General features: G+C 66.5%; 27 protein-coding genes and 1 pseudogene. 18 read left to right on the top strand and 10 right to left on the bottom strand.

The features are described from left to right. From SB4_RS19870 to SB4_RS18740, 6 genes and pseudogenes are all read left to right on the top strand, one after another. Positions 1-382: pseudogene (locus SB4_RS19870) on the top strand (hypothetical protein); the annotation flags it as partial. Between the two features lie 34 nt (positions 383-416). Further along, complete coding sequence (locus SB4_RS01160) at positions 417-977, top strand: hydrolase (protein ID WP_058751061.1); 561 nt, start codon at positions 417-419, stop codon at positions 975-977. 64 nt (positions 978-1,041) lie between these two features. Beyond that, positions 1,042-1,500, top strand: coding sequence for a DcrB-related protein (locus tag SB4_RS01155; RefSeq protein ID WP_193753708.1), 459 nt, complete (start codon positions 1,042-1,044; stop codon positions 1,498-1,500). Positions 1,501-1,527: 27 nt separating this feature from the next. After that, entirely contained in the window at positions 1,528-2,901 is a 1,374-nt protein-coding gene (locus SB4_RS01150) for a PAAR domain-containing protein (RefSeq protein ID WP_241488435.1), read from the top strand. Continuing rightward, a complete protein-coding gene (locus SB4_RS01145; protein ID WP_153006002.1) occupies positions 2,885-3,121 on the top strand; it encodes a hypothetical protein in 237 nt (78 codons plus the stop codon). The genes SB4_RS01150 and SB4_RS01145 overlap by 17 nt, the downstream gene beginning before the upstream one ends. Further along, positions 3,108-3,563 carry an HD domain-containing protein gene (locus SB4_RS18740; protein WP_082669881.1) on the top strand — a complete coding sequence of 152 codons (456 nt, stop codon included), beginning with the start codon at positions 3,108-3,110 and terminating at the stop codon, positions 3,561-3,563. Before SB4_RS01145 ends, SB4_RS18740 begins: the two co-directional genes overlap by 14 nt. Here the strand turns inward: SB4_RS18740 and SB4_RS01135 are convergent. Beyond that, a complete protein-coding gene (locus tag SB4_RS01135) occupies positions 3,550-4,851 on the bottom strand; it encodes a hemolysin family protein (RefSeq protein ID WP_058751056.1) in 1,302 nt (433 codons plus the stop codon). The genes SB4_RS18740 and SB4_RS01135 overlap by 14 nt on opposite strands. Positions 4,852-4,995: 144 nt before the next feature. Here SB4_RS01135 and SB4_RS01130 point away from each other — a divergent pair, with 144 nt between their 5' ends. After that, positions 4,996-5,673 carry a YiaD family glycine zipper/OmpA-like lipoprotein gene (locus SB4_RS01130; protein WP_058751055.1) on the top strand — a complete coding sequence of 226 codons (678 nt, stop codon included), beginning with the start codon at positions 4,996-4,998 and terminating at the stop codon, positions 5,671-5,673. Positions 5,674-6,089: 416 nt separating this feature from the next. Here the strand turns inward: SB4_RS01130 and SB4_RS01120 are convergent, their stop codons facing one another. Next, entirely contained in the window at positions 6,090-6,518 is a 429-nt protein-coding gene (locus tag SB4_RS01120; protein WP_058751064.1) for a nucleoside deaminase, read from the bottom strand. Positions 6,519-6,608: 90 nt separating this feature from the next. Continuing rightward, positions 6,609-6,821: a hypothetical protein gene (locus SB4_RS01115; protein ID WP_058751054.1), complete on the bottom strand. Its 213-nt coding sequence runs from the start codon at positions 6,819-6,821 to the stop codon at positions 6,609-6,611. 161 nt (positions 6,822-6,982) lie between these two features. Here SB4_RS01115 and rpmB point away from each other — a divergent pair, with 161 nt between their 5' ends. Beyond that, positions 6,983-7,291: a 50S ribosomal protein L28 gene (gene rpmB / locus SB4_RS01110; protein ID WP_058717201.1), complete on the top strand. Its 309-nt coding sequence runs from the start codon at positions 6,983-6,985 to the stop codon at positions 7,289-7,291. Positions 7,292-7,391: 100 nt separating this feature from the next. Here the strand turns inward: rpmB and SB4_RS01105 are convergent, their stop codons facing one another. Further along, positions 7,392-8,435: an esterase-like activity of phytase family protein gene (locus SB4_RS01105; protein WP_241488434.1), complete on the bottom strand. Its 1,044-nt coding sequence runs from the start codon at positions 8,433-8,435 to the stop codon at positions 7,392-7,394. 152 nt (positions 8,436-8,587) lie between these two features. On the opposite strand from SB4_RS01105, the gene SB4_RS01100 reads away from it, so the two are divergent. Continuing rightward, positions 8,588-8,926 carry a glycine zipper 2TM domain-containing protein gene (locus SB4_RS01100; protein ID WP_058717199.1) on the top strand — a complete coding sequence of 113 codons (339 nt, stop codon included), beginning with the start codon at positions 8,588-8,590 and terminating at the stop codon, positions 8,924-8,926. A gap of 254 nt (positions 8,927-9,180) precedes the next feature. Here SB4_RS01100 and phbB read toward each other — a convergent pair whose 3' ends face one another. The 3 genes from phbB to SB4_RS01085 all read right to left on the bottom strand — a co-directional run bounded on the left by phbB (position 9,181) and on the right by SB4_RS01085 (position 13,215). Continuing rightward, positions 9,181-9,903, bottom strand: coding sequence for an acetoacetyl-CoA reductase (phbB, locus tag SB4_RS01095; RefSeq protein WP_058751053.1), 723 nt, complete (start codon positions 9,901-9,903; stop codon positions 9,181-9,183). An 85-nt stretch (positions 9,904-9,988) separates the two neighbouring features. Continuing rightward, complete coding sequence (gene hemH / locus SB4_RS01090) at positions 9,989-11,002, bottom strand: ferrochelatase (protein ID WP_058751052.1); 1,014 nt, start codon at positions 11,000-11,002, stop codon at positions 9,989-9,991. Beyond that, entirely contained in the window at positions 11,002-13,215 is a 2,214-nt protein-coding gene (locus SB4_RS01085; protein WP_058751051.1) for a xanthine dehydrogenase family protein molybdopterin-binding subunit, read from the bottom strand. The genes hemH and SB4_RS01085 overlap by 1 nt, the downstream gene beginning before the upstream one ends. A gap of 397 nt (positions 13,216-13,612) precedes the next feature. On the opposite strand from SB4_RS01085, the gene lgt reads away from it, so the two are divergent. From lgt to SB4_RS01060, 5 genes are all read left to right on the top strand, one after another. Continuing rightward, complete coding sequence (lgt, locus tag SB4_RS01080; protein ID WP_058751050.1) at positions 13,613-14,509, top strand: prolipoprotein diacylglyceryl transferase; 897 nt, start codon at positions 13,613-13,615, stop codon at positions 14,507-14,509. A 40-nt stretch (positions 14,510-14,549) separates the two neighbouring features. Next, positions 14,550-15,632, top strand: coding sequence for a class I SAM-dependent methyltransferase (locus SB4_RS01075; RefSeq protein WP_058751049.1), 1,083 nt, complete (start codon positions 14,550-14,552; stop codon positions 15,630-15,632). Next, positions 15,629-16,138 carry a GNAT family N-acetyltransferase gene (locus SB4_RS01070; RefSeq protein ID WP_058751048.1) on the top strand — a complete coding sequence of 170 codons (510 nt, stop codon included), beginning with the start codon at positions 15,629-15,631 and terminating at the stop codon, positions 16,136-16,138. Before SB4_RS01075 ends, SB4_RS01070 begins: the two co-directional genes overlap by 4 nt. Further along, positions 16,135-16,902: a peptidoglycan editing factor PgeF gene (gene pgeF / locus SB4_RS01065; RefSeq protein ID WP_058751047.1), complete on the top strand. Its 768-nt coding sequence runs from the start codon at positions 16,135-16,137 to the stop codon at positions 16,900-16,902. The genes SB4_RS01070 and pgeF overlap by 4 nt, the downstream gene beginning before the upstream one ends. Positions 16,903-17,017: 115 nt before the next feature. Next, complete coding sequence (locus tag SB4_RS01060) at positions 17,018-18,349, top strand: cystathionine gamma-synthase family protein (RefSeq protein ID WP_058732261.1); 1,332 nt, start codon at positions 17,018-17,020, stop codon at positions 18,347-18,349. A 4-nt stretch (positions 18,350-18,353) separates the two neighbouring features. Here SB4_RS01060 and SB4_RS01055 read toward each other — a convergent pair whose 3' ends face one another. Together SB4_RS01055 and SB4_RS01050 are read right to left on the bottom strand one after the other, a co-directional pair. Next, positions 18,354-18,926: a TetR/AcrR family transcriptional regulator gene (locus SB4_RS01055; RefSeq protein ID WP_058751046.1), complete on the bottom strand. Its 573-nt coding sequence runs from the start codon at positions 18,924-18,926 to the stop codon at positions 18,354-18,356. A gap of 2 nt (positions 18,927-18,928) precedes the next feature. Next, a complete protein-coding gene (locus SB4_RS01050) occupies positions 18,929-19,390 on the bottom strand; it encodes a nuclear transport factor 2 family protein (protein ID WP_058751045.1) in 462 nt (153 codons plus the stop codon). A gap of 279 nt (positions 19,391-19,669) precedes the next feature. Between SB4_RS01050 and SB4_RS01045 the strand changes: the two genes are divergently transcribed. Further along, positions 19,670-20,833: a GGDEF domain-containing protein gene (locus SB4_RS01045; protein WP_153006001.1), complete on the top strand. Its 1,164-nt coding sequence runs from the start codon at positions 19,670-19,672 to the stop codon at positions 20,831-20,833. A 388-nt stretch (positions 20,834-21,221) separates the two neighbouring features. On the opposite strand, the gene SB4_RS20480 is transcribed toward SB4_RS01045, so the two are convergent. After that, positions 21,222-22,073, bottom strand: a complete 852-nt coding sequence (locus tag SB4_RS20480; RefSeq protein WP_058732265.1) for a cold-shock protein — start codon at positions 22,071-22,073, stop codon at positions 21,222-21,224. A 288-nt stretch (positions 22,074-22,361) separates the two neighbouring features. Between SB4_RS20480 and SB4_RS01035 the strand changes: the two genes are divergently transcribed. Genes SB4_RS01035 through SB4_RS01025 form a run of 3 tightly spaced genes read left to right on the top strand, consistent with a single transcriptional unit; the run spans position 22,362 to position 24,193 of the window. Continuing rightward, positions 22,362-22,982 carry a ribonuclease D gene (locus tag SB4_RS01035; RefSeq protein WP_058751043.1) on the top strand — a complete coding sequence of 207 codons (621 nt, stop codon included), beginning with the start codon at positions 22,362-22,364 and terminating at the stop codon, positions 22,980-22,982. Between the two features lie 23 nt (positions 22,983-23,005). Next, a complete protein-coding gene (gene lptC / locus SB4_RS01030; RefSeq protein ID WP_058751042.1) occupies positions 23,006-23,632 on the top strand; it encodes an LPS export ABC transporter periplasmic protein LptC in 627 nt (208 codons plus the stop codon). An 18-nt stretch (positions 23,633-23,650) separates the two neighbouring features. Next, positions 23,651-24,193 (top strand): LptA/OstA family protein, encoded by a 543-nt coding sequence (locus SB4_RS01025; protein WP_058717185.1) that lies wholly within the window; start codon positions 23,651-23,653, stop codon positions 24,191-24,193. Positions 24,194-24,237: the final 44 nt, after the last annotated feature.

Here is a 24,237-nt window from a genome sequence, read left to right as displayed (position 1 = left end):
GGTCATGCCCGCCCCGGCGGCACCCGAGGAACCGGCGGTGGTCGAGGAACCGCTGAACGACGAACCGGTCGCCGCCGCCGCACCGATGGCCGCCAGCCCCGCCGCCGAAGCCTCCGCCGCTCCGGCCGATGCGACCCGGCCCGAGGATCAGCCGATCACGCTGCTCAAGGGCCTGGGCCCCAAGCTGACCCAGAAGCTAGCCGAGCACGGCATCACCACGGTTGGCGACATGGCCGCGCTCAGCGAAGCGCAGGCCCAGGCGCTCGACGCGCAGCTGGGGGCCTTTTCGGGCCGCATGGCGCGCGACCGCTGGCTGGAACAGGCCCGGCTGCTGGCGGCGGGCGACCGCGCCGGGTTCGAGGCGGTGTTCGGTCGGCTTTGACGGAACGGCGCTTGTCCTGACCGGTTGAGGCACGATGACGACGCTCGATTCCCAAACCACCGCGCTGATCCTCATCGACCTGCAACAGGGCATCGTGCCGCGCGCCGAGGGGCCCCGCTCGGGCGAGGACGTGGTGGCGACGGGCAAGACACTGGCCGACCGCTTCCGCGCGGCAGGCGCGCCGGTCATCCTGGTCCATGTCGGCTTCACGCCCGAGACGATGCCCAGCCAGAAGGTCGACCGGCCCAGCCTGCCTGCCGAGGGCACGCCACCCGAGTTCAGCGAACTGGTCCCAGACCTGCGCCAGCCCGGCGATATCGTCGTGCTCAAGCACCACTGGGGCGCCTTCACCGGCACCGACCTGGACCTGCAACTCCGGCGGCGCGGCGTGCGCACGGTCGTGATCGCGGGCATCGCGACGAACATGGGCGTCGAATCGACCGCGCGCTCGGCTTGGGAACTATCCTATGACGTGGTCATCGCCGAAGATGCCTGCGCTTCACGCTCGGCGGAGATGCACGCCTTCACCATCGAACACATCCTCCCGCTGATCTCTCGGGTCGTGGCGTCCGGGGATATCCATTTACGGGTCTAACGATGGCCCGCTCATCACGGCACGGCCTTGCAGAAACGGCGTGTGCCATTCATGAATAATGGCGATGTCGTCTTATCGTACCAGCGTCGCCGTGTTCGATGTTCCAAGCCATTGGCAGGATCAATCGATAATTGCGTTTCGTTTGCCTGCGGCACCCGGTAGCGGCAGTGATGCCAGCTTTGTCCTGACCAAGGATACAGGCAAGGGCATTAAGCCGTTTTCCGACTATTTTGACGAGCAAGCTGGAAAGGTTAGCCGCGCTCTACCCGGCTATCACGAAGTGCGTCGCGAACTGTTCCAGGCCAATGAATGCGATGCGGCATGGTTGGAGTTCCAGTTCGAAAAAGATGGGCGCGCCATGCAGCTGCGTCAGATTTATTATGACCGTGGATTCCTGGCCGTCATTTGTACGCTCACCGCCCCGCCCGCGGCGATCGGCTTTTACGAAGAGGAGTGGCGCCGCGTGATGGCCAGTATCGTGTTCGATCCGCCCCCGGCTGCACCCGATTTTCCACGGCCGTGATGACCGGATTGTTTTGATACGATGGTAATGGAGCCTGCAGCCCGCGTCAAAGACGAGATCGCGCATGGCGTTGGTATGCTGGCGATGGTGGGCGGGGCGATTGTCGGAGTGGCGGCGGGGTTAGCCGTCGTGACCGCGATCAGCCTCACGGGCGGATTGGCCGGCGTCGTGATCGCCGGTGCCGTCGCGGGTGGTGGCTTGGCCGGGGACCAGATCGCATCCGGGTTGGAAACGATCTTCGACCTCCCCGAACCCACCACAGGCAACTTGGCGATCGGCTCGCGCAACGTCTTCGTGAATAGCCGAGCCGCGATATGTGCCGAATTTTCCAGTGCGTCCGGGTGTACCGGCATCCCGTTCAACCATCCGCCATGGTTCGGATCAATTTTGGTGCGGGAAGGCTCGGCGACGGTATTGATAAACGGCCAGCCAGCTTCGCGCCTCAAGTCGAGGCTGACGTGCGGTGCATATATCAAGACAGCTTCGCCCAATGTCATCATCGGCGGAGAGACGGTTCGCACCGGCTTCATTTTCGACCTGGAATCTTGGACACGCACCGGGCTTCAGATCCTTGGCATCGGCGCGCTGGTGGGCGGCGGGGTGTTCGCCGCTATGGCGGGTGCGGCAGCGTTTGGCGGCTTCGCTGCGGTCGGGCTGCTGGGTTTTGCCGGGATGGAAGGCGTCGGCATGATCGGAGACGCCATCGGCCCCGGCTATCGCGACCTGTTGCAGGGCCTAGTGGGCATGGGAATGGTCGTGGCCGGTCCCAAATTGGCCAAGGTTGGGCGCAATCTGGCTACCGCCGACGACACACGTCCGCAGACCGAGCGCGACCTAGCCGAAATGATTCAGCGCGCACCCGCCGCCAAACAGGAGATTGACGGCATCGCCGATGACATCGCGACAAAGGTTGGCGGCCGCGTTGCCAAGGCACCGATCAAATCGGAGGCACGGGCGTTGGAAAAGATCAACAACGACTATGATGGCGATGCATCGCGTATCAAGGATTTGGCACGCAATACGATCATCGTGCCCAAGGAGCGCATTCCCGACGCCACTGCGATGCTTCGTGACCGTGGCGTCACTATCAAGGAGATCACGCCGTCCCAGGAGTCTTTGGGTTATTCGGGCATCAATGGCACGATGAAAACCCAGTCGGGTATTACGGGCGAAATCCAGGTCAATTCACCCGAAATGATCTATGCCAAGGAAAGTCCCGCGAACGCCCGTGCGATTCTAGGCGACGAAACCTATAACGACATTGCCAATCGCGTCGGCGTCCCTGGCGGTCGGGGCCATGCCCTATACGAGGATTATCGCTCGCTGCCTCCGTCCGACCCGGCTCGGGAGGGCATCGCGCGGGAAAGCATGGAGTATTATGATCATGTCAGGGGAAGATGAAAAGGGTGTGCCGTCCCATGCCTTTCGCACAGGTCAGGACGTGTATCTCATTTATAGTTTCGAGGACGTCGCCTTTCATTGGGAGAATGCGTCTGGCCGGGTGTTCCGGCGCTTCAAGGACACAGGCCGCGAAAGCGAGACGGTTCATTCCAATCGCCTTTTCACGGACGCTCAAATCGGCGGTCGGTTGGCGACGAGAGAGGAATATGAGCGCTACTGACGCTGCAAATCCGTTAGACGACGCAATCCGGCTTGCTGTTCAGGCGCATCGGGGTCAGCTCGATAAAGCCGGAGCACCCTATATCCTTCATCCCCTCCGAGTAATGGCAACGCAACCAGACGAGCCACGGCGGATCGCGGCCGTCCTGCATGACGTGGTCGAGGATTGCGGTATCCCTCTCGAAACCATTGCCGATCATTTCGGCATGCTCGTCGCCGAAGCTGTAGACGCACTGACCAAGCGAGAGGATGAGGATTATGACGCGTTCATCACCCGCTGTGCGCGCAATCCGATCGCACGAGACGTGAAGCGCGCGGACATCTTGGACAATCTTGACCTGTCGCGCTTGCCCGTAGTGACCGAAAGGGACGAAGCTCGCGCCGCCAAATATCAACGCGCACTCGCGCAACTTGACGCGACGAGCGCCCCTAAGCCGCGCTGACCAGCAGCTTGTCGATCCGCCGCCCGTCGAGGTCGACCACCTCGAAGCGCCAGCCCTGTTCGACGAAGCTCTCGCCTTCGCCGGGCAGGTGGCGGAACACCGCCAGCGCCAGGCCCGCCACGGTCGCGTAATCGCGGTCGTCGGGCAGGTCGATGCCCAGCCGGTCGGCCAGCGCATCCGCCGCCATGGTGCCCGCCACCAGTAACGAGCCGTCGTCACGCTCGACCACCGAGGGGGCCTCGCCCGGGTCGGCGTCGGAGGCGAATTCGCCTGCGATCGCGGCCAGCAGGTCGGCCGGGGTCACGATCCCCTCGAAATGACCGTATTCGTCGTGGATCAGCGCCATCGGCACTTCCGCCTGGCGCAGCGCCAGCAGCACGTCCATCGCATCGATCCGGTCGATCACGACGGGGGCCTTGCGCATGAGGTGCTTCAGATCGAGCGGCTCCCCCCGGAACAGCGCCATGGCGATGTCGCGCGCCTGAACCACGCCGACCACCGCGTCGATCGAGCCCTCCCCCACCGGCAGGCGGGTACGCGGACTTTCGAGCAGCTTGGCGCGAATCGCCTCGTCGTCGAGCGTGCAGTCCAGCCAGTCGATCTCGGTACGCGGCGTCATCACCTCGCGCACCGGCCGGTCCGCCAGGCGCACGACGCCCGAGATGATCGAACGTTCATGCTCCTCGATCACGCCGGACTTGGACGCCTCGGCGACGATCAGGTGCAGTTCCTCAGCCGTCACCTGATCCTCATTGTCGCGGTTCAGGCCGAGCAGCTTGAAGATGATGCCGCTGGTCGAATCGAGCACCCAGACGATCGGCGCGGTGCCGACCGCCAGCCAGCGCATCGGCACGGCGACGAAGGCGGCGATCGGCTCGGGCTTGCGCAGCGCGAACTGCTTGGGGACCAGCTCGCCCAGGATCAGCGAGGCATAGGTCGTCAGCCCGATGACCAAGGCAAAGCCCAACGTCGCGGCGGTCGAGGGCGATACGCCCAGCGCCTCCAGCCGCGCCGCCGTCGGCGTGCCCAGGCTCGCGCCCGAATAGGCGCCTGCGATGATGCCGGTCAGGGTAATGCCGATCTGGACCGTGGACAGGAACTTGCCCGGATCGGCGGCCAGGGTCAGCGCGGCCTGCGCGCCGCTACGCCCGCTCCGTGCCATCGCCTCCAGGCGGGCCCGCCTGGACGAGACGATCGCCAGTTCGCTCATCGCGAACGCCCCGTTTAGCGCGACAAGCGCGAGGATGATGAGGACGTCGATCCACGGGAAGGGGGGCAGCGGTGCCATTGTTGTAAGGTGCTCATAGCGGGACGGAAGGGCCTTCGACAACTCCCGTCGTCATGTTCCGTTCAGTTCAGCTACGGAACAAGGCCTTCCGACGCAGCGTTCCGGGGGACGAGACGCTGTCAGAAACTAACAAGGATCAGATTGATGCGACTTCCCGCCAAGCTCCTCGCCGCCGCTGCGCTCTCGGCGCTAGTCGTCACCTCGGCCTGCACCACCGACCCGGAAACCGGCCAGCAGCGCCTGTCCAAGGCCGCGATCGGCGGCATCGGCGGTGCGGTCGGCGGCTATCTGCTGGGCGATCTGGTCGGCGGCCGGCGCGACCGCACCGAAAAGATCCTGGGCGCTGGGATCGGCGGCCTCGCCGGTGCGGGCATCGGCGCTTATATGGATAAGCAGGAGCGCGACCTGCGCGCCCGCACGGCGGGCACCGATGTGCAGGTGGTCCGCCAGGGCGACGACCTGCTGCTGAACCTGCCCTCAGGCATCACCTTTGCGTACAACTCGTCGCAGGTGCAGCCGCAGTTCCGCCAGACGCTGGACCAGGTCGCCGACATCCTGTCGCAATATAAGCAGACCTATATCGACGTGTACGGCCACACCGATTCGACCGGCAGCGATGCGTATAACCAGCGCCTGTCCGAACAGCGCGCCGTGTCGGTCGCCGACTATCTGGCCTCGCGCGGTGTCCAGCCCGCCCGCATCGGCACGCGCGGCTTCGGCAAGTCGCAGCCGATCGCCTCGAACGACACCGAGGAAGGCCGCGCCGCCAACCGCCGCGTCGAGATCAAGATCGTCCCGATCCGCGAGGGCGACCTGCGCTGATCGCAGTCGCGATTCGCAAACGGGAAAAGGGCCCCGGGCAGAGCATCTGCCCGGGGCCCTTTTTTTGACGACAGGGGCCCGTGCCGCGTTTAGAATCCGGTCACCATGGTGTCATGTGGGCCTACGCACTGTGATGGCTGATCGACAGAGCGGATGCGCCATCGTCGCGGGAAGGCCCTTGCCCTGATGACCAGACGACATCTCTCGCTCGATATCGTTCGGCCCTTGCTGCTCGGCATTCTGATGTTCGCATCGCTGACGCTACTCGATCATTGGGGACTCTGGCCCCATTCGGCGTGGCGGGCCGCTATCGTGGGGCTTCTCTGCTCGCTGGTCTCGAGTCGCATCTGCCAGGTGCTTGGGCTTCAGCCATAAGGCGGACCGGCCGAAGCACAGCAGATCCCGAAGCCTGTCCGTTATCGCCGCGCCACGAAGAAGTCGCGTAACAGACCGGCCGCCTCGCCTTCGCCGATCCCCGCATAGATATCGGGCAGATGATGGCAGGTCGGTTGTGCGAAGAAGCGCGGGCCATGTTCGACCGCGCCGCCCTTGGGATCGCTGGCCCCATAATAGAGCCGGGCGATTCGGGCATGGGCAATGGCCCCCGCACACATGGCGCAGGGCTCCAGCGTGACCCACAGGTCGCAGTCCTCAAGTCGGTCGCGGCCCAGCAGGGCGGCGGCGGCACGAATCGCCTGGATTTCGGCGTGCGCGGTCGGATCGTGCAGGCGGCGCGGGGCATTGGCGCCCGTCGCGATGATCGCTCCATCGCGCACCACCACCGCGCCCACCGGGACCTCGCCTGCCGCAGCGGCCTGGGCAGCGACGTCGAGCGCGGCGCGCATCGGGGCGGGGAGCGGGAACATCGCCGCTCCCTGCCCCGCGTCGATGACGGGGGCAAGGGGGGGCGAATCGGGCCGTGTTACTGAGCCCTGTTACTGGGCGTTGTCGGCGGGCTTCTCGACCGTCACGGTCGGCACTTCGACAGTCTTTTGGGTGGTGCCGACCGACACCTTGGGCCCTTCGGCGCGGAAGGTCGGGGCCTGGACCACGGCGGGGCGGGTCTGGTCGATGCTGATCCAGCCCATAGCCATGGCACCCGCGGCCAGCAGAAGGACGATGCCGAGTAGTACAAGAAAGGCACGCATGGCTCTGGCTCCCAAAGGTTCGTGCCCGTAACAACGCCGCATCCGAGCGCCCGGTTGCACAGCTTTGATGGGGGCTCCGACGGGGAATCGGTTGACGAAGCCGCCAGGACGGGGTATCCGCGCGGCCTTTCCGGGCAATGCCTGAAACCAGGATAACGATCATGTCGCGCATCTGCGAGCTGACCGGCAAGGGCCGGCAGGTGGGGAACAACGTTTCTCACGCCAACAACAAGACCAAGCGTACGTTCCTGCCGAACCTGCAGAACGTCACGCTGATTTCCGACGCGCTGGAAAAGAGCGTCCGTCTTCGCGTTTCGACCCACGGCCTGCGCTCGGTCGAGCACAATGGCGGCCTCGACAACTGGCTGGTCAAGACCTCGGACGAACAGCTTTCGCTGCGCGTGCGTCGCCTGAAGCGCGACGTCGTGAAGAAGCTGGCCGCCGCCAAGACCGAAGCCGCCGCCGCGTAATTCGCGAAAGGCTGGTTGACGGGTTGAAGCCCGCCGCTCCCCGGAGCGGCGGGTTTTCGTCGTTGGGCGCCCGTGGCTAGTAGAACCGTCAGCCCGCGAATCACCATGCCGTAGCTGCCGGGTCCAGCCGGAACTTCAACAGATAGCTGTGCTGCCAGACCGACTGGTTGTCGTCCGACACCAGCCACAGGATCGTCGCCCCCGCTTCCCGCGTGACGGCCACCCCTTCGAAATTGTCGTGGATCAGCGGCGAATCGAGTTCCGCCAGCAATCGCCCGCGCGCCACCCGGCCGGGCGCGATGTGCGCGGCCGGGACCAGCATGATCCGATTCGAGAAATGATAGGGCAATCGAAAGCGCCGCTCGACCACCACCAGCGATCCGTCGGGCAGCGCGGCGGCATCGGCGACGTCGAAACCCCGTGATACGCGATAGGCGAAACGCCGGACATGCCCGTTCAGCGGATCGCCGGGAAAGATCAGCCCCTGTCGACTGTCGCGTCGCGACGCCTCGCCTCCCCGCCAGAATCGCCGCTCGACCTCGGCGACTTCGGAAATCACCACGAATCGGCCATCGGGCATCCGGGCCATGGATTCGGCGCCGCCATTGCCGGGCCAGTTTTCCATCGCACGCGGGGCCACATGGCCCTCCGCCCGGGCAAAATCGGGGGCATAGCGCCAGATCTGGTTGAAATTCTCGAACCCGACCCAAAGCTGCCCGGTGCGCGGATCGACCGCCAGCGACTCGCTGTCGCGATCGGACTTCATCCACCCCGTCGAGGGCCCGGCGGGCAGGTTGTCGAAGCGCCACCCCTGCGGCCGCCAGTCCGCGCCCATGCGGAAGCGCAGGATGTTGCCGCCATCGCTGAGCAAGGTGAAATGGTCGCCGGTTACATGCAGCGACGAATAGCCTCCGAACGCAGGCGACCGGCTCGCCAGGGTGATTCCGCCCAGATAGGTCAGGGCCCCCACCCGCCGCTGTGCCGGGTCGTGCGGGTTCAGATCGACCCGACGTACCGACACGGGCGGCGCGCCCTCGAACAAGGGCAGACGCTGCTCGCCCGCCCATCCCGGCACCAGGGCCCATATCAGCAAGCAGAGCAGGAGGACGCGCATGGCCGCCTCATACGCGTTGCGGCGCAGCACGACAGCCCCTCCAGACCTGTCCACCTGCGGCATGCTCCACCTGAACGGCGGATAACCGCGACATTCAGGAAACGCTCAATGCGAATCATCCAGAAGCAGGTCAACGACGACGGAAGGGACCGTCGATCGAGACGAGTTTCGGGAGTGAGACCATGATGAAGACCCTGACCCTGGCGGCGACCACCCTAGCGATGATCGGCGGCGCTGTCCTGCCCGCCACCGCCGCGGATGCGCACCGCTATCGCCGGGCGCATCATTCGGACCGTTATTATCGCGGCTATAACGACGGCGCACGGGCGGAATATCAGGCCAGCAAGTGCCGCCGTTCGGGCACCACCGGCACGATCGTCGGCGCGGTGGCGGGCGGCTTGCTGGGCCGGACCATCGACACCGATGGCGACCGCACGCTGGGCACGCTGATCGGCGGCGGCGCGGGTGCGCTGGCGGGCCGCGCGATCGAGCGGTCGGGCCGTCCGGGCTATTGCCGCTAAACAGTTAGGGCGGGCGGAGCCTGTATCTGCCCCACCCGCCCCAGTTTTCTCGCGTAGCGTATCGAGGACGGAACGCCGATCTCCCACCGGAGGTCGGCGTTCTTGCCGTCAGAAACATTCCTCCCCTTGTAGGGGAGGGGGACCATGCAAAGCATGGTGGAGGGGTGTCGCCCCTGTCGAGAGCGGGACACCCCTCCTTCAGCGCTGTGCGCCGCCACCTCCCCTTGCAGGGGAGGAAAGCGAGCACCCATACATCAATACATATGCTGGCCGCCGTTGATCGACAGGGTCGAGCCGGTGACGAAGCCCGCCTCGTCCGAACACAGGAAAGCGACGCCGCGCGCGATTTCATGCGCCTGGCCCAGGCGGCCGACCGGAATCTTGGCGACGATCTTTTCCAGTACGTCGGCGGGGACGGCGGCGACCATGTCGGTGTCGATATAGCCCGGTGCGATCGCGTTCACGGTCACGCCGACACGCGCGCCTTCCTGCGCCAGCGCCTTGGTGAAGCCGTGGATGCCCGACTTGGCGGCGGCATAGTTGACCTGACCGTACTGACCCGCCTGGCCGTTGATCGAGCCGATGTTGACGATGCGGCCCCATTTGCGCTCGCGCATGCCGGGGAACACCGCCTTGGCCATGTTGAAGCAACCGCCCAGATTGGTGTCCATGACCTCTTTCCACATCTGGTAGGTCATCTTCAGCAGCGTGCCGTCACGGGTGATGCCCGCATTGTTGACGACGATATCGACGGGGCCCAGTTCCTCGGCGACCTGGGCGACACCGGCCTGCACCGCGTCATAATCGGCGACGTCCCACTTATACGCCTTGATGCCGGTCCGCTCCGAAAACTCGCGCGCGCGTTCGTCATTGCCCGCATAATTGGCGGCGACGGTGATGCCCGCCTCCTTCAGCGCCAGGCTGATCGCCTCGCCAATACCACGCGTACCACCCGTCACGATTGCGACCCGAGCCATCAAACCTCTCCCAATTGAGATTGTGGCATAAAATGGGCATGCGACATCCGCAATGCCCAAGACGGGCCGGACATGGAATATAACGCTACGGCAACCAGCCCTGAAGCTCGCGTTCGATCAATCCGCGCAGCATCGCGATGCCGGTCGGACTGTCGTTAAGACACGGGAGATAGGCGAAATGCGTGCCGCCCGCGCCCTCGAAACTTTCCCGTCCACGGATCGCCAGTTCCTCCAGCGTCTCGATACAGTCGGCCGAAAAACCCGGCGCCAGAATCGCCACCTTGCGGATGCCGCGCCCCGGCAGTGATTCGAGCACCGTATCGGTCGCCGGCTCTAGCCACTTGGCGCGGCCGAATCGCGACTGGAAGGCGACCAGCAGTTCGCGGCCGTTCAGCGTATCCTTCATCGCCTCGGCCAGCAGCCGCGCGGTCTTGCGGCAATGGCAATGATAGGGGTCGCCCAGCTCCAACGTCCGCTGCGGCATGCCGTGGAAACTGGCCAGAATCGCCTCGGGCTCGAAATCGAGCGTCGCGAGCTGCGCTTCCAGTTGGGTTCTCAACGCGTCGATATAGAGTGCATCGTCATAATAAGGCGGCAGGGTGCGGAGCGCGGGCTGCCAGCGCATCGTCGCCAGTTCGGCAAACGCCCGGTCATTCGCGGTCGCGGTCGTCGCCGCGCAATATTGTGGATAGAGCGGTGCGAGCAGGATACGCTCGCACCCGGCATCCTTCATCGCCTTCACCTGGTCGCCGATCGCGGGGCGGCCATAGCGCATCGCCCAGTCGACCATGACGCCCGGCCCGAACGCATCCTTCAACGCCGTCGCTTGCGCGCGGGTGATCGCGGCCAGCGGCGAACCATCGTCGCGCCAGACCAGCGAATAGGCATGGGCTGATTTCTTGGGCCGGGTGTTCAGGATGATACCGCGCAGAATCGGCTGCCACAGCAGGGCCGGAATCTCGATCACGCGCCTATCCGACAAGAACTCGCGTAAGTATCGCTTTACCGATTTCGGATCGGGCGCGTCGGGCGTGCCCAGGTTCATCAGGAGCACGCCGATCTTCGGGCGCGGGACGGGCGGATGGTCGGGGGGCAGCATCAGGCGGACAACTCCATCGGCAGGCTTCGTATCCGTGGGAAGCCGGGCAAGGTGGCGAGCGCATTGGCGATGGCGGGCGCGACCGGCGGCACGGCCAGCTCCCCCACCCCGCCGGGGTCCTCGTCGGAGCGGATCAGCTCGACCGTGATGTCGGGCGTGTCGGCCAGGCGCGGCAGGTTCAGCGCCCCCAGCCGCGACGGCGTGGCATAGCCTTGCTCGAACCCGACCGCCCCGCCGCGCAAGGCGGCAAGGCCGAAGATCAGCCCGCCCTCGATCTGCTGGCGCACGATGTCGGGGTTCACCACCCGGCCGCAATCGACCGCCGCGACCAGCCGGTCGACGATCGGGCGGCCGGCATCGTCGCGATGCGTCTCGGCCATGACCGCGACATAGCTGTCGCGAAAGCCATGGGCCGCCACCCCCTGCCCGCTGTTCGCGCCGCCGCCTTCCCAGCCGCCGAGTGAGGCGGCGGTCGACAGGCACCGCGCCAGCCGGGGCTCCTCGCCCAGCAGGCGGATGCGCCATGCCAGCGGATCGGCACCGGCCGCGCGCGCGCACTCGTCGAGGAAGGACTCGGTGATAAAGCAGTTGGCGACATGCGCGCCGCCCCGGACATGCCCGGTCGAAATCGGCAGCGCGGCGTCATGATGATGCACCGCCAGCGCCGGGATGGCATAGGCGGGCACCGCGCCGCCCATGGCAAAGGCATCACCCCGCCCCTGCCCGCGCATCCCCAGGCGGACCAGACCGGCGGGCATCACCCGCTCGGCGAGAGCCTTGCCCGTCGCGGGCGTCGCGATCCGCACGCGCCAGGCGGCCAGCCTGCCCTGATCCAGCCGCGCGGTCATGCGCGCCTCCACCGGCGCGCGATACGCGTCGCGGCGCAGATCGTCGGTGCGCGACCATTGGACGTTGACCGGGCGCTTCAACCGGACGGCGATCATCGCCGCCTGGGCGACCGCCTCCTGCTCCAGCCCGATGCCGAAGCCACCGCCGATCGGCATGGCATGGACGACCACCCGATCCGCCGCGACGCCCGCCGCCTGGGCGGCCACCGTCCGCGTATGTTCGGGAAGGAGCGTCGGGGCCCAGAGCTCCAGCCCGTCGTCGTGCCACGCCGCCACCGCCGCGCGCGGCTCGATCGCGCCGTGCACGCCGGTGCCGACGCGGTAACGCGCCTCGACCAACCCCTGCCCGTCCAGCGCGGAGGCGACGTCGCCGCGTGTAAAAACGGTCCGGCCATCCTCCTTCAGGGCGGCCTCCAGCGCCTGGGCGATGCCCGCGCCGTTCGGTAGCGGACCATGGGTCACCGCCTGCGGGGCCAGCGCATCGAGGCCCTTTTGCGCGATCCACCAACTGGCGGCGGCCACCGCGACCCAGCCGTCGCCCTCGATCACCTCGACGACACCGGGCAGCTTCATCGCCGCCGCCCGGTCGATGCGAATCGCCCGCGTCTCGCCCAGCGGCGCATGGCGAACCGCGACATGCACCATGTCGGGCAGGCGGATATCGGCGGTGAAGTTGGCCGAACCGTCGATCTTGGCGGGCGAATCGAGCCGGGGCACGTCCGTCCCCGCCAGCCGCCCCGCGCCACCGCTGCCCAGCGGCAGGGGTTCGGGCACGGTCTCGCTCGCCGCCGCCTCGGCCAGTTTGGCAAAGCGCAACCGTTGCTCGCCATGGATGATAAAGCCGTCCTTGGCCTCGCAACTGTTCCAATCCACGCCCCAGCGGCGCGCGGCAGCCTGCGCCATCAGCGCGCGGGCAGTGGCGGCGGCGGCACGCGCGGGCCCCTCGAACATCCGCAAGCTGCTCGACCCGGCGGTCAGCATCACCCGGTCACGACGCAGCCATTCCCGGCGCACACCCTCGGGCAGGCGGTCGAACGCCCCCTCGAACAGCGAATCGACCCCGACCGGATTGGCATAAAGCGGGCTAAGCGGCGCAGGCTCGACCGCGAACGTCCGCCAGTCCGCGCCCAGCTCGTCGGCGACGACCTGCGCCAGCGTGGTGGCGATCCCCTGGCCATGCTCGGCCTGCGGGACCGCAACCGTGACGATGCCGTCGCGCCCGATCTTCAGCCACGCGCCGAACGCCTGCTCGCCCGGCCCGACCGTCAGGTTCGGCGGATAGGCACGCGGCCACAGCCCCCAAGCGACCAACAACCCGGCCCCCACGCCCCCACCGACGAGAATGTTGCGCCTGCTCAACTCCATCGCGGCCAGCCTTAGCCGACAGGCATGGACAGACAAGCCGGGGGTTTTGCTGTCTCAGAGCGAGGGGATCGATTGTTCGCGCGAAGTCACGAAGCCGCGAAGAGTTTTGCGCGCAGAGGCGCGGAGGACGCAGAGGGGGAACAGTGCCACGGGCGCCCTGCCATCTCGATCGGCAGACCGTGGCGCTCATGGAATATGGACTTGCCTTGCGACCGGACCAGACACCTCTGCGTCCTCCGCGCCTCCGCGCGAACCATTCTTCTTCGTGTCTTCGCGGCTTCGCGTGATTCCAAGTTAGACCACGCCCACCCCCGCCTCACACAGGACGGCACCGAACCCATGGTCTTGGTGTTGTCCCACGACCGCTCTATGAAGCGAGCCAGAAAGGGAAACGCATTTGATCCTCTCCTTGCTTGCCGCCTCTGGGCTTGCCGCCGCGGGTGGCCATATCCGGTTCGAGGATCTGGGATTGCACCCGGATGTGTTCTCGATCGGCTTCTTCACGCTGCGCTGGTACAGCCTGGCCTATATCACCGGCATCCTGTTCGGCTGGTGGTATCTGGGCAAGATGCTCGACCGGCCGGGCGCGCCGATGTCGCGGGCCCATGCCGACGATCTGGTGTTCTACGCCACGCTGGGCATCATCCTGGGCGGGCGGATCGGCTATGTGATCTTCTACGCGCCGGAGATGTTCCTGCACCCCCTGCGCATCCTGCGGCTGTGGGATGGCGGCATGAGCTTCCACGGCGGCGCGATCGGCGTCGGTATCGGCGTCATCCTGTTCGCGCGCAAGCATCAGCTCAGCTGGCTGCGCATCCTGGACTACCTGGTCTGCACCGCGCCGGTCGGGCTGTTCCTGGGCCGTCTTGCCAATTTCGTGAACGGCGAGCTGTGGGGTAAGCCGTCGGACGTGCCCTGGGCGATCATCTTCCCGCGCACCGTGCCCTTCGGCCTGCCCGATCCGGCGCGGCACCCCAGCCAGCTCTATGAGGCGGGGCTGGAGGGACTGGTCCTGTTCGCGGTGATGAGCTTCGCCTTCTGGCGGACCAAGGCGCGGTACGATCCGGGCAAGCTGTCGGGCCTGTTCCTGCTCGGCTATGGCATTGCGCGCTTCATCGTCGAATTCTTCCGCGAGCCCGACCAGCAGCTGCGCGCCTTTGCCCAGATGACCGGGCTGCATATGGGCCAATGGCTGTGCGTGCCGATGATCCTGGGCGGGCTGTACCTGATGAGCACCGCCCAGGCGCGGCGCGTGCGGGTCGAGCCGATTGCGGGGCCCGACAGCGTGTCCTGACGGGGTTGCAGGCCGCCGCGACGGGGGGCAATGCGGGGGCATGACCAACCCGCTGATCCCCCCCGCCGATCACAAGCCCGAGCCCGAGGACGCGCTGCCCGAACGGCTCGCCCGCGCCATCGCGCTGGCCGGGCCGATCCCGGTGGCGCAGTTCATGGCCGCCGCCAATGCACATTATTACGGCACCCGCGATCCGCTGGGCGCGGGTGGCGACTTCACCACCAGTCCCGAGATCAGCCAGATGTTCGGCGAGCTGGTCGGCCTGTGGTGCGCCGATTTGTGGGACCGGGCGGGGCGACCCGAGGTGTATTGGGTCGAGCTGGGGCCGGGGCGCGGCACGCTGGCCGCCGATGCCCGGCGCGCCATGGCCAAGGCCGGACTGACCCCGACCATCCATTTCGTCGAGACCAGCGCGACGCTGCGCACCGCGCAAGGCGAGCGCGTAGCCGAGGCCCAGTGGCATGACTCGGTCGACACGCTCCCGACCGACCGACCGCTGATCGTCGTCGCCAACGAGTTCTTCGACGCGCTCCCCATCCGCCAGCTCGTTCGGCGCGGTGATGGCTGGCACGAGCGGCTGGTCGCGGCGCAGGATTTGCTCTTCCTGCCGATCGCGGGTCCGCCGGTGCCGGCCGAGATCATCCCCGAACCGCTGCGCGAGGCCGAGGCCGGCTCGGTGATCGAAGTCTCCCCCGCCAGCGTCACGGTGATGCGCGCCCTGTCCGCCCGGATCGCCGCGCAGGGCGGTGCGGCGCTGATCGTCGATTACGGCTATGAAGGCCCTGCCATCGCCGACACGCTGCAGGCGGTACGCGGCCATGCCTATGCCAATCCCTTCGACCGGCCGGGCGAGCAGGATCTGAGCGCGCATGTCGATTTCACGACGCTTGCCGCCGCCGCGCAGAGCACGGGCCTCGCCGCCTTCGGCCCGGTGACGCAGCGCGACCTGCTGGGCGCACTCGGCATCGACCAGCGGACCGCCAGCCTTGCCCGCGCGCATCCCGACCGCGCCGATGCATTGCTCGCCGATCGCAACCGGTTGATGCAGGACATGGGCACGCTGTTCCGCGCGCTGGCGGTGGCGCGGCCCGATTGGCCGGTGCCTGCGGGATATGGCGAATGATCGTCTATCGCGATGCGGTGCCCGGTGACGGGCAGGCGCTGGCCGCGATGGCGGCGGCGTCCTTTACTGAGACCTTCGGCCATCTCTATCCGCCCGCCGACCTGAACGTTTTTCTGGACGAAGCCTTCGGCCCCGAAGGCCTGCCTGCCCAAATCGGCGACCCCGATTTCGCCATCCGTCTGGCGAGCGATGGCGACGCGATCATCGGCTATGCCAAGATCGGCCCGGTCGGCTTTCCCGGCACATGGCCTGCGGATGCGGTCGAACTCTACCAGCTCTATGTCCTGTCGAGCCATTTGGGCGCAGGCATCGGCCCCGCCCTGATGGACTGGGCCATCGCCGCTGCCCGCGCCCGCGGCGCGAGCCAGCTGATCCTGTCGGTCTATGTCGACAATCACCGGGCCAAGGCCTTTTACACCCGCTACGGCTTTGTCGATATCGGCCGCTACGACTTCCCTGTCGGCGACACGATCGACGAGGACCGGATCATGAGGCTGTCGCTATGACCATCGAAACGCTCCGCGTGCCCCAGCTCTCCCCCATGCGCCACGGCTTTCTCGGGCGGCGCGGCGGCGTGTCGGCCGGCATCCATGGCGGGCTGAATGTCGGGCTCGGCTCGGAGGATGATGCGGATGCCGTCGCCGAGAATCGCCGCCGCGCCCGCGACGCGGTGCTGCCCGGCGCACGGCTCATCACCTGTTACCAAATCCATTCGGCCGAGGCCGTGACGATACTGACCCCGCCGGAGGAGGATGTCCGCCCGCATGGCGATGCGCTGGTGACGAACCGGCCGGGCCTGTTGCTCGGTATCCTGACCGCCGATTGCGCGCCCGTCTTGTTCGCCGATGCGGAGGCGGGCGTGGTCGGCGCCGCCCATGCCGGGTGGAAGGGCGCGCTCGGCGGCATCACCGATGCCACGCTGCTCGCGATGGAGGCCTTGGGCGCCCGGCGCGAGCGCATCGCCGCCGCGATCGGCCCGTGCATCGCCCGCGCCAGCTATGAGGTCGATGCCGGTTTCCTGCGCCGCTTCGCCGAACAAGCGCCGGAGAATGAGCGGTTCTTCGCCGACGGGACGCGGGCCGATCATTACCAGTTCGACCTGGAGGCCTATGTCGCGCATCGCCTGGCCGCTGCCGGGGTCGCGCGGGTCGTCGCGCTGGTCGAGGACACCTATGCGCAAGAGGACCGCTTCTTCAGCTTCCGTCGCGCCACCCATCGCAACGAGCCCTCTTATGGCCGTCAGATTTCGCTGATCGGCCTTCCGTCGTAAAATTCCCATCTATTCAGAGGGTATTTTACGACATGCCCTCGCCAAAGCCGTTTGTCGCGTTATCCTTGGGACATAGCCGCCGCCAGAGCGGCCCCCCTGTCCCAAGGAGATCATCATGCCGACCGAATCCGATCTGACCGGCGTTCCGCCGCAAGACCCGGCCAAGACGGAGCGCAAGAGCGATGCGACCAGCATCGGCGACCGCAAGTTGAGCCCCGCAACCCTGATGATGGGCTATGGCTTCGATCCCGTCCTGTCCGAAGGATCGCTGAAGCCGCCGATCTTCCTGACCTCGACCTTCGTCTTCCCCAACGCGGCGGCGGGCAAGCGGCATTTCGAGGGGGTGACCGGCAAGCGGCCCGGTGGCGCCGACGGCCTGGTCTATTCGCGCTTCAACGGCCCCAATCAGGAAATCCTAGAAGACCGCCTGGCCATTTGGGACGAGGCGGAGGATGCGCTGACCTTCTCCAGCGGCATGGCGGCGATCGCCACCCTTTTCCTGTCGATGGTCCAGCCGGGCGACGTCATCGTCCATTCCGGCCCGCTCTATGCCGCGACCGAGACGCTGATCGGCCGCATCCTGGGCCGGTTCGGGGTGAAGTGGCTCGACTTCCCCGCAGGCGCGACGCGCGAGGAGATCGACGCGGTGCTCGCCCGGGCGGCGGCGACCGGTCGGGTCGCGCTGATCTATCTGGAAAGCCCCGCCAACCCGACCAACGCGCTGGTGGATATCGAGGCGGTGGCCGCCGCGCGCGACGCGGCCTTTGCCGATACGGATGAAAAGCCGCCCATCGCAATCGACAACACCTTTCTCGGCCCGCTCTGGCAGCGCCCCCTCAAGCACGGGGCCGATTTGGTCGTCTATTCACTGACCAAATATGCGGGCGGCCATTCCGATCTGGTCGCGGGCGGCGTGCTGGGGTCGAAGGCGCACATCGCCACCATCCGGTCGATGCGCAACACCATCGGCACCATCTGCGACCCCAACACCGCCTGGATGCTGCTCCGCTCGCTGGAGACGCTGGAGCTGCGCATGAGCCGCGCCGGGGAAAACGCCGCCAAGGTCTGCGCCTTCCTGCGCCACCATCCCAAGGTGGAGCGGGTCGGCTATCTCGGCTTCCTGGCGGACACGCCCGGCCTGGAGCGGCAGGCGGATATCTATCGCCGCCACTGCACCGGGGGCGGATCGACCTTCTCGCTCTACCTGAAGGGCGGCGAGGCCGAGTCCTTCCGGTTCCTCGACGCGCTTCGCATCGCCAAGCTGGCGGTCAGCCTGGGCGGCACCGAGACGCTGGCCAGCCACCCGGCCGCGATGACGCATCTGTCGGTGCCCGACGACCGCAAGGCGGCGCTGGGCATCACCGACAATCTGGTGCGCATCTCGATCGGCGTCGAGGATGCGGGCGACCTGATCGCCGATTGCGAACAGGCGCTGGCGGCGATCTGACCGGTCAGGCGGCGGCGAGCGCGGTGTAGAGCCGCGCCGTCAGCCGCCCCAGCGTCGCGCGAAACAAGGAGGGGTCGTTCAGGGCGCGGGACAGCACCACCGCGCCCTGGATGCCGCTGACCACATCCTGCGCCAGCGTCGCGGCATGATCCTCCACAACGTCGCCGCGCACCAGGAGCGTCTGGAGCGCGGCGATCCAGCGCCGGAAATAGCCCGCGATCGGCTCGGCAAAGGGATCGCGCGTCGCGCCCAGTCCCCATGACCCGATCAGGCAGGCGCGCTGGCCCGAACGGAAATAGCGGTCGACCTCGACCATCATCGCATCGATCCCGGCACGCGGATCATCGGCCTGCTCCAGCGGCGTGAAGATGGCCGCATCGAACCAGCCCGCGACATCGGCCAGCACGGCCGCTGCCATCTCCTGCTTACCGCCGGGAAAGAAGTGATAGAGGCTCCCCCGCCCCAGCCCGGTCGCCGTGCCGATCAGCGACAGGCTGGCCCCCGCATAGCCATATTCGCGAAACACCTCGGCCAGCCCCGGCAGCGCATCGGCGCGCTCGGCGATCATCCGCGCCATGGTTACAGTCCCAGATCGCTGAGCGAAGGATGATCCGCCGGGCGGGTGCCTAGTGGCCAGTGAAACAGCCGCTCCTCCACCCCGATCGCCAGATCGTTGATCGACGCGATCCGGCGGCACATCCGGCCATCCTCGGCGAATTCCCAATTCTCATTGCCATAGGACCGGAACCACCGGCCCTCGCCATCATGCCATTCATAGGCGAAACGCACCGCGATCCGGCTGTCCCGATGCGCCCATAGCTCCTTGATGAGCCGATAGTCCTGCTCGCGGTCCCATTTGTCGCGCAGGAAAGCGACGATCGCGTCGTGCCCCGCCAGAAACCGGTCGCGATTCCGCCAGGGGCAGTCCGGCGTATAGGCCAGCGCGACGCGTTCGGGATCGCGACTGTTCCACGCGTCTTCGGCCGCACGAACCTTCTCGGCCGCAGTCTCGGTGGTGAACGGAGGCAGGGGCGGGCGCATCGTCTTCGCTTTCCTTGACCGAGTCGGCTGCATTGTATCGATCGGTACAACAGGGTCATACGACTGGCAAGCGGCATGACCTTACGACGCTAGGCATCGAGGATATCAAGGGAATCGCAGTTCCCACATGATTACAATGGCCTGTCGGATTCCCAAATTCCTCGATAGTAATAAAAATGTTTACGGTTTTTGCGTAAGAGCCGCAGCAACCGGAGCGGGCATTTGTTCAACAAATTCATTCTCGATGCGGCAGTGAAGACGCACAAAGCCTCTTTTAAATTGCCCTATGAACTTGAAAAACAATATGATCTTTATCTGGCTCCGACGCTTCGGCGACAGCTCGTCTTCGCCTTGTCGGCGATGCTCGTGCTGATGGTTGCCGGTTTCGTCGCGGATGAGCATGACGGCATTCTGGACAACACCTTCCTTCTGAGGATTTTGCTGCACATTCCGGCATTGCTGCTATGCCTGCGCCTCGTGCAGCGTTCATGGCTGCCCCCCGAGCGTTTGTGGATCGTCGGCGTCGCGTCCTTTACCCTGACGCTGGCCGTTCTGATCACGTTCGCCGCCATCAGCCCGATCGCGTCAGGCAATCGATTCGCGATGACGGCCGGATTGACGATGATCGCGACCAATTTCGTCCTGCCGATCAAGTTCCGGGTCGCGATCCCGATGTCGTTCGTGAACATCGCGCTCTATTTCGGCATCCTTCTCATCCTGGGCGGGTGGACGCGGCTGTTGGAATATCGCGATATCCTCGGCTTCTACAGCGCCGCCACCCTGATCACGACCGTCGTCACCTATTATCGCGAGCGGGTGCAGAAAGAGGCGTTCCTGCTCCACCTGAACAAGGACCGGCAAACCGAGGAACTGGTCGCACGGGTCGATGAACTGACCCAAATTTCCTATCGCGACCCGCTGACCGGCGCGGGCAACCGGCGCAGCTTCGACATGCGGCTCGACGCGCTCTGGCGGAAGGCGACGTTGCACGGCGAACCGATCGCGCTGATCATGATCGATGTGGATCATTTCAAGCCGTTCAACGACGCGGTCGGCCATGCGGCGGGCGACGAATGCCTGCAGGCCGTGGCCAAGGCGATCGCCGCGGGGGCAGGATGCCCGATCGAGCTCGTATCGCGTTACGGCGGCGAGGAATTTGCGCTCGTGATTCCCTCGACCAGCGGCGCCATCGCCGAGTCGATCCGCGCGAGCGTGGAGGCACTCCAGCTTCCGCACCCCGGCCTGCCGCCCGGCCATGTCGTGACGGTCAGCGTGGGCAAGGCCTTTGCCCAGCCCGGCCGCACCCCCGCTCATCAGGACGACCTGATCCGCGCGGCGGACGAGGCGCTTTATACTGCCAAGCGCCTGGGCCGTAATCGCGTGGCGGTGGTGAACAAGGGGCCGACGCCGCTGCCCACGCGGCGCGCACGCTACGGCACATAGACGGAGCGGAATGCCGGTATCAGGATTGCTCGCGGTACTGGCCGGATCGCTGGGCGCTTGGCCCTAGGCAGTAAAACCCCTGATCCCGATATCTCCCCGCGAGGCTTGGAAGCTCCGCCCGCAGGGGCAAGCCGCACATCGAAGCCGTGAGGCCACAGCCTTCTGGCGTTGCCGGTCAATGGCGCTGAGGGCGCTTCGAGGCACATCGTCGTTTTCCGCACATGCAAGCAAGGCCCGGCAAGACCTTATTCCCGCTCGCCGGCCAAGACCAATCCCAACGGTCTCCCAGGCTTCGTACGGGCCCCGACAACGAAAAGGCCCGGCGTCGCATCGCTGCAACGCCGGGCCCTGTCGCCCGAAAAGGGATGGCTTATTCAGCCGAGGGGGATCAGCCCTCGTTCTGCAGGTTGACGGCCGCGTACTTGCCGCGACGATCGACCTCGATCTCGAACTGCAGGCGGTCGCCCTCGTTCAGCGAGCCCATGCCGGCGCGCTCGACGGCCGAGATGTGCACGAACGCGTCGGGCTGTCCGTCGTCGCGCTGAATGAAGCCGAAGCCCTTCATCGCGTTGAAGAACTTGACCGTGCCGGTCGCCTTCTCGCCGGTCAGCTGGCGCTGGGGAGCGCCACCGAAACCACCGGCCGCACCGCCGCGGGGACCGCGGTCACCGAAACCACCTTCGCGCGGCTCGCGGGGCGGCGCTCGATCGGTGACGGGAAGCGGCTCGCCTTCGATCTTCAGCTCGGTGGCCGAGATACGGCCGCCGCGATCGACGAGGGTGAAGCCGAGCGGCTGGCCCTCGGCCAGACCGGTCAGGCCCGCCTGCTCGACGGCCGAGATGTGAACGAAAACGTCTTCGCCGCCGTCATCGCGCACGACGAAGCCGAAACCCTTCTGCGCGTTGAAGAACTTGACGACACCCGTGCCTTCGCCAACGACCTGGGGGGGCATACCGCCGCCGCCACGACCGCCGCCGAAGCCGCCACCGCCGCCGCCACGGAAACCGCCGCCACCGCCGCCGCCGAAGCCGCCGCGATCACCGCCGCCGAAACCGCCACGATCGCCACCACCGCCGAAGCGGTCGCCGCCACCGAAACCGCCGCCGAAGCCGCCACCGCCGAAGCGATCGCCGCCGCCGAAGCCGCCACCAAAGCCGCCTTCATCGCCGCCGCCGAAATTGTCCCGCTTGTCGCGACCACGCGTGCCGCGATTGCCTCGGCTACCTCTATCGAAACCCATAAGCCCTGTTCGTCTTCCCGGTTCGCCCGCAACTGCTATCTTCAAGAACCGTGCGCCGGACGAAGAGCGCGGGTCTTTTGGCGCGAAACCTTTTGCGCCTAGTCCGGTGTCATAACGCAGAAGGACAGCCATCGCGAACGAAATCGTGCGAACTGCTCTCGCTTTACCGTGAACGATGCAGATTGCGTCGGAATTGTGGCCGAAACTCCACAAGTTTTCGGCCCATTGCGCGAATCACCCCCGTCGATCCCGGTTGAGGCTTTGCGCACCGACCGCTAGGGCAGGACCATGACCGTTCATCTGCACGAAGAAGATATTCCCGCCGATCTGTTCGCGCCCGGCGCGTCGATCGCCGTCGACACCGAGACGATGGGCCTGATCACGCCGCGCGACCGGCTGTGCGTCGTCCAGCTGTCCGACGGCGGCCCGGACGAGCATCTGGTCCGCTTTGGCCCCGACAGCGACTATGCCGCGCCCAACCTGCGCGCGCTGCTCGCCGATCCGGCCCGGCTGAAGCTCTATCATTTCGGGCGCTTCGACATCGCGGCGATCCGCTATTATCTGGGTGTCGTCGCCGCGCCGGTCTATTGCACCAAGATCGCCTCGCGGCTGATCCGCACCTATACCGACCGTCACGGCCTGAAGGAGCTGGTCCGCGAACTGCTGGGCGTCGAGCTGTCCAAGGCGCAGCAGTCGTCGGACTGGGGCGCGCCGGACCTGTCCGATGCGCAGCGCGAATATGCCGCCTCCGACGTGCGCTATCTGCACCGGATGAAGGTGGAATTGGACAAGCGGCTGGAGCGCGAGGGGCGCATGGCCCTGGCCCAGTCCTGTTTCGATTTCCTGCCCGCGCGCGCCGAGCTGGATCTCGCGGGCTGGCCCGAGGTTGATATCTTCGCCCACGCCTGATTCGGTCCGACCAGGGAGCCTGCATGTCCGAGATCGCCGACCGCGTCCGCACCCAGCGCCAGCGCTGGGCCGCGCCCGGCAGCCGCCACGACCGATTCGTCCGGGTGGCGCGCTGGATGCTGCCGAGCGCGATCGGCGTGCTTTCGGCCTTTCTGGTAATGGCGCCCATCTATGCCTCGAACGAGGTGTCGTTCGTCCTCGACAAGAAGAAGGTCGAGGTCGCCAAGGAGCGGCTGAAGATCCAGGCGGCGCAATATCGCGGCGTCGACGACAAGGGCCAGCCCTTCTCGCTCGACGCGGGCTCAGCGATCCAGCGCAGCTCGGCCGAGCCGGTGGTGCAGCTCAACAAGCTGGCCGCCGCGATCAGCCTGTCGGACGGCCCGGCCACGGTCAGCGCCGATTCGGGCCGTTATGACATGCGCACCGAGCAAGTGAAGCTGGACGGGCCGCTCGATTTCAAGTCGGCGGGCGGATACGACCTTCAGACGCATGACGCGACGATCGACCTGCAACAGCGCACCTTGGTGTCGGGCGGCGCGGTGACCGGCCGCGTGCCGCAGGGCAATTTCAGCGCCAACCGGCTGCGCGCCGACCTGGAAAACCGCACCGTTCGCCTGGAAGGCAACGCCCGCTTGCGCATCGTGCCGTAAAGCACGAAATAGCCGCCTATGCACAAGCTCTTTGCCGTCGCGGCTCCGGCCCTTCTCGTCCTGGCAGGCTCCGCGATCGCGCAGGGCAAGCACAACAGCCGCGCGCCCGTCGATTTCGGCGCGGACGTGATCGAGTTGCAGGACAAGCAGAATCGCGGCGTCCTGACGGGCAATGTCTCGCTGCGCCAGGCGGAAATGACGCTGACCGCCGCGCGGGTGGTCATCATCTATACCGGCCAGGTGATCGGCGGAAAGCCGCAGGTCTCGCGGTTCGAGGCATCGGGCAATGTCGTCGTCAAGCGCCCCAACCAGACCGCGCGCGCGAATTACGGCATCTACGACCTCAATCGCCGGGTCATCACCATGCTGGGCAATGTCACCCTGACCCAGGACGGCAACACGGTGAACGGCGGTCGCCTGACCATCAATCTCGACACCGGTCGCGCGGTGATCGACGGATCGTCGGTCGCGGGCGGCGCGTCGTCGGGCAGCGGCGGCACGGTCACGCGCGCGCCGTCGGGCCGGGTCACGGGCACCTTCTCGGTCCCCGATCGCAACTGAGGCGTGACGCGGGCGCCTGCCTCGCGCTAACGTGCCGCCAGCTA

This window comes from Sphingomonas sanguinis (assembly GCF_001476905.1).
GTDB lineage: Bacteria > Pseudomonadota > Alphaproteobacteria > Sphingomonadales > Sphingomonadaceae > Sphingomonas > Sphingomonas sanguinis_B.
This window is presented reverse-complemented; position numbering and strand designations above follow the sequence as displayed.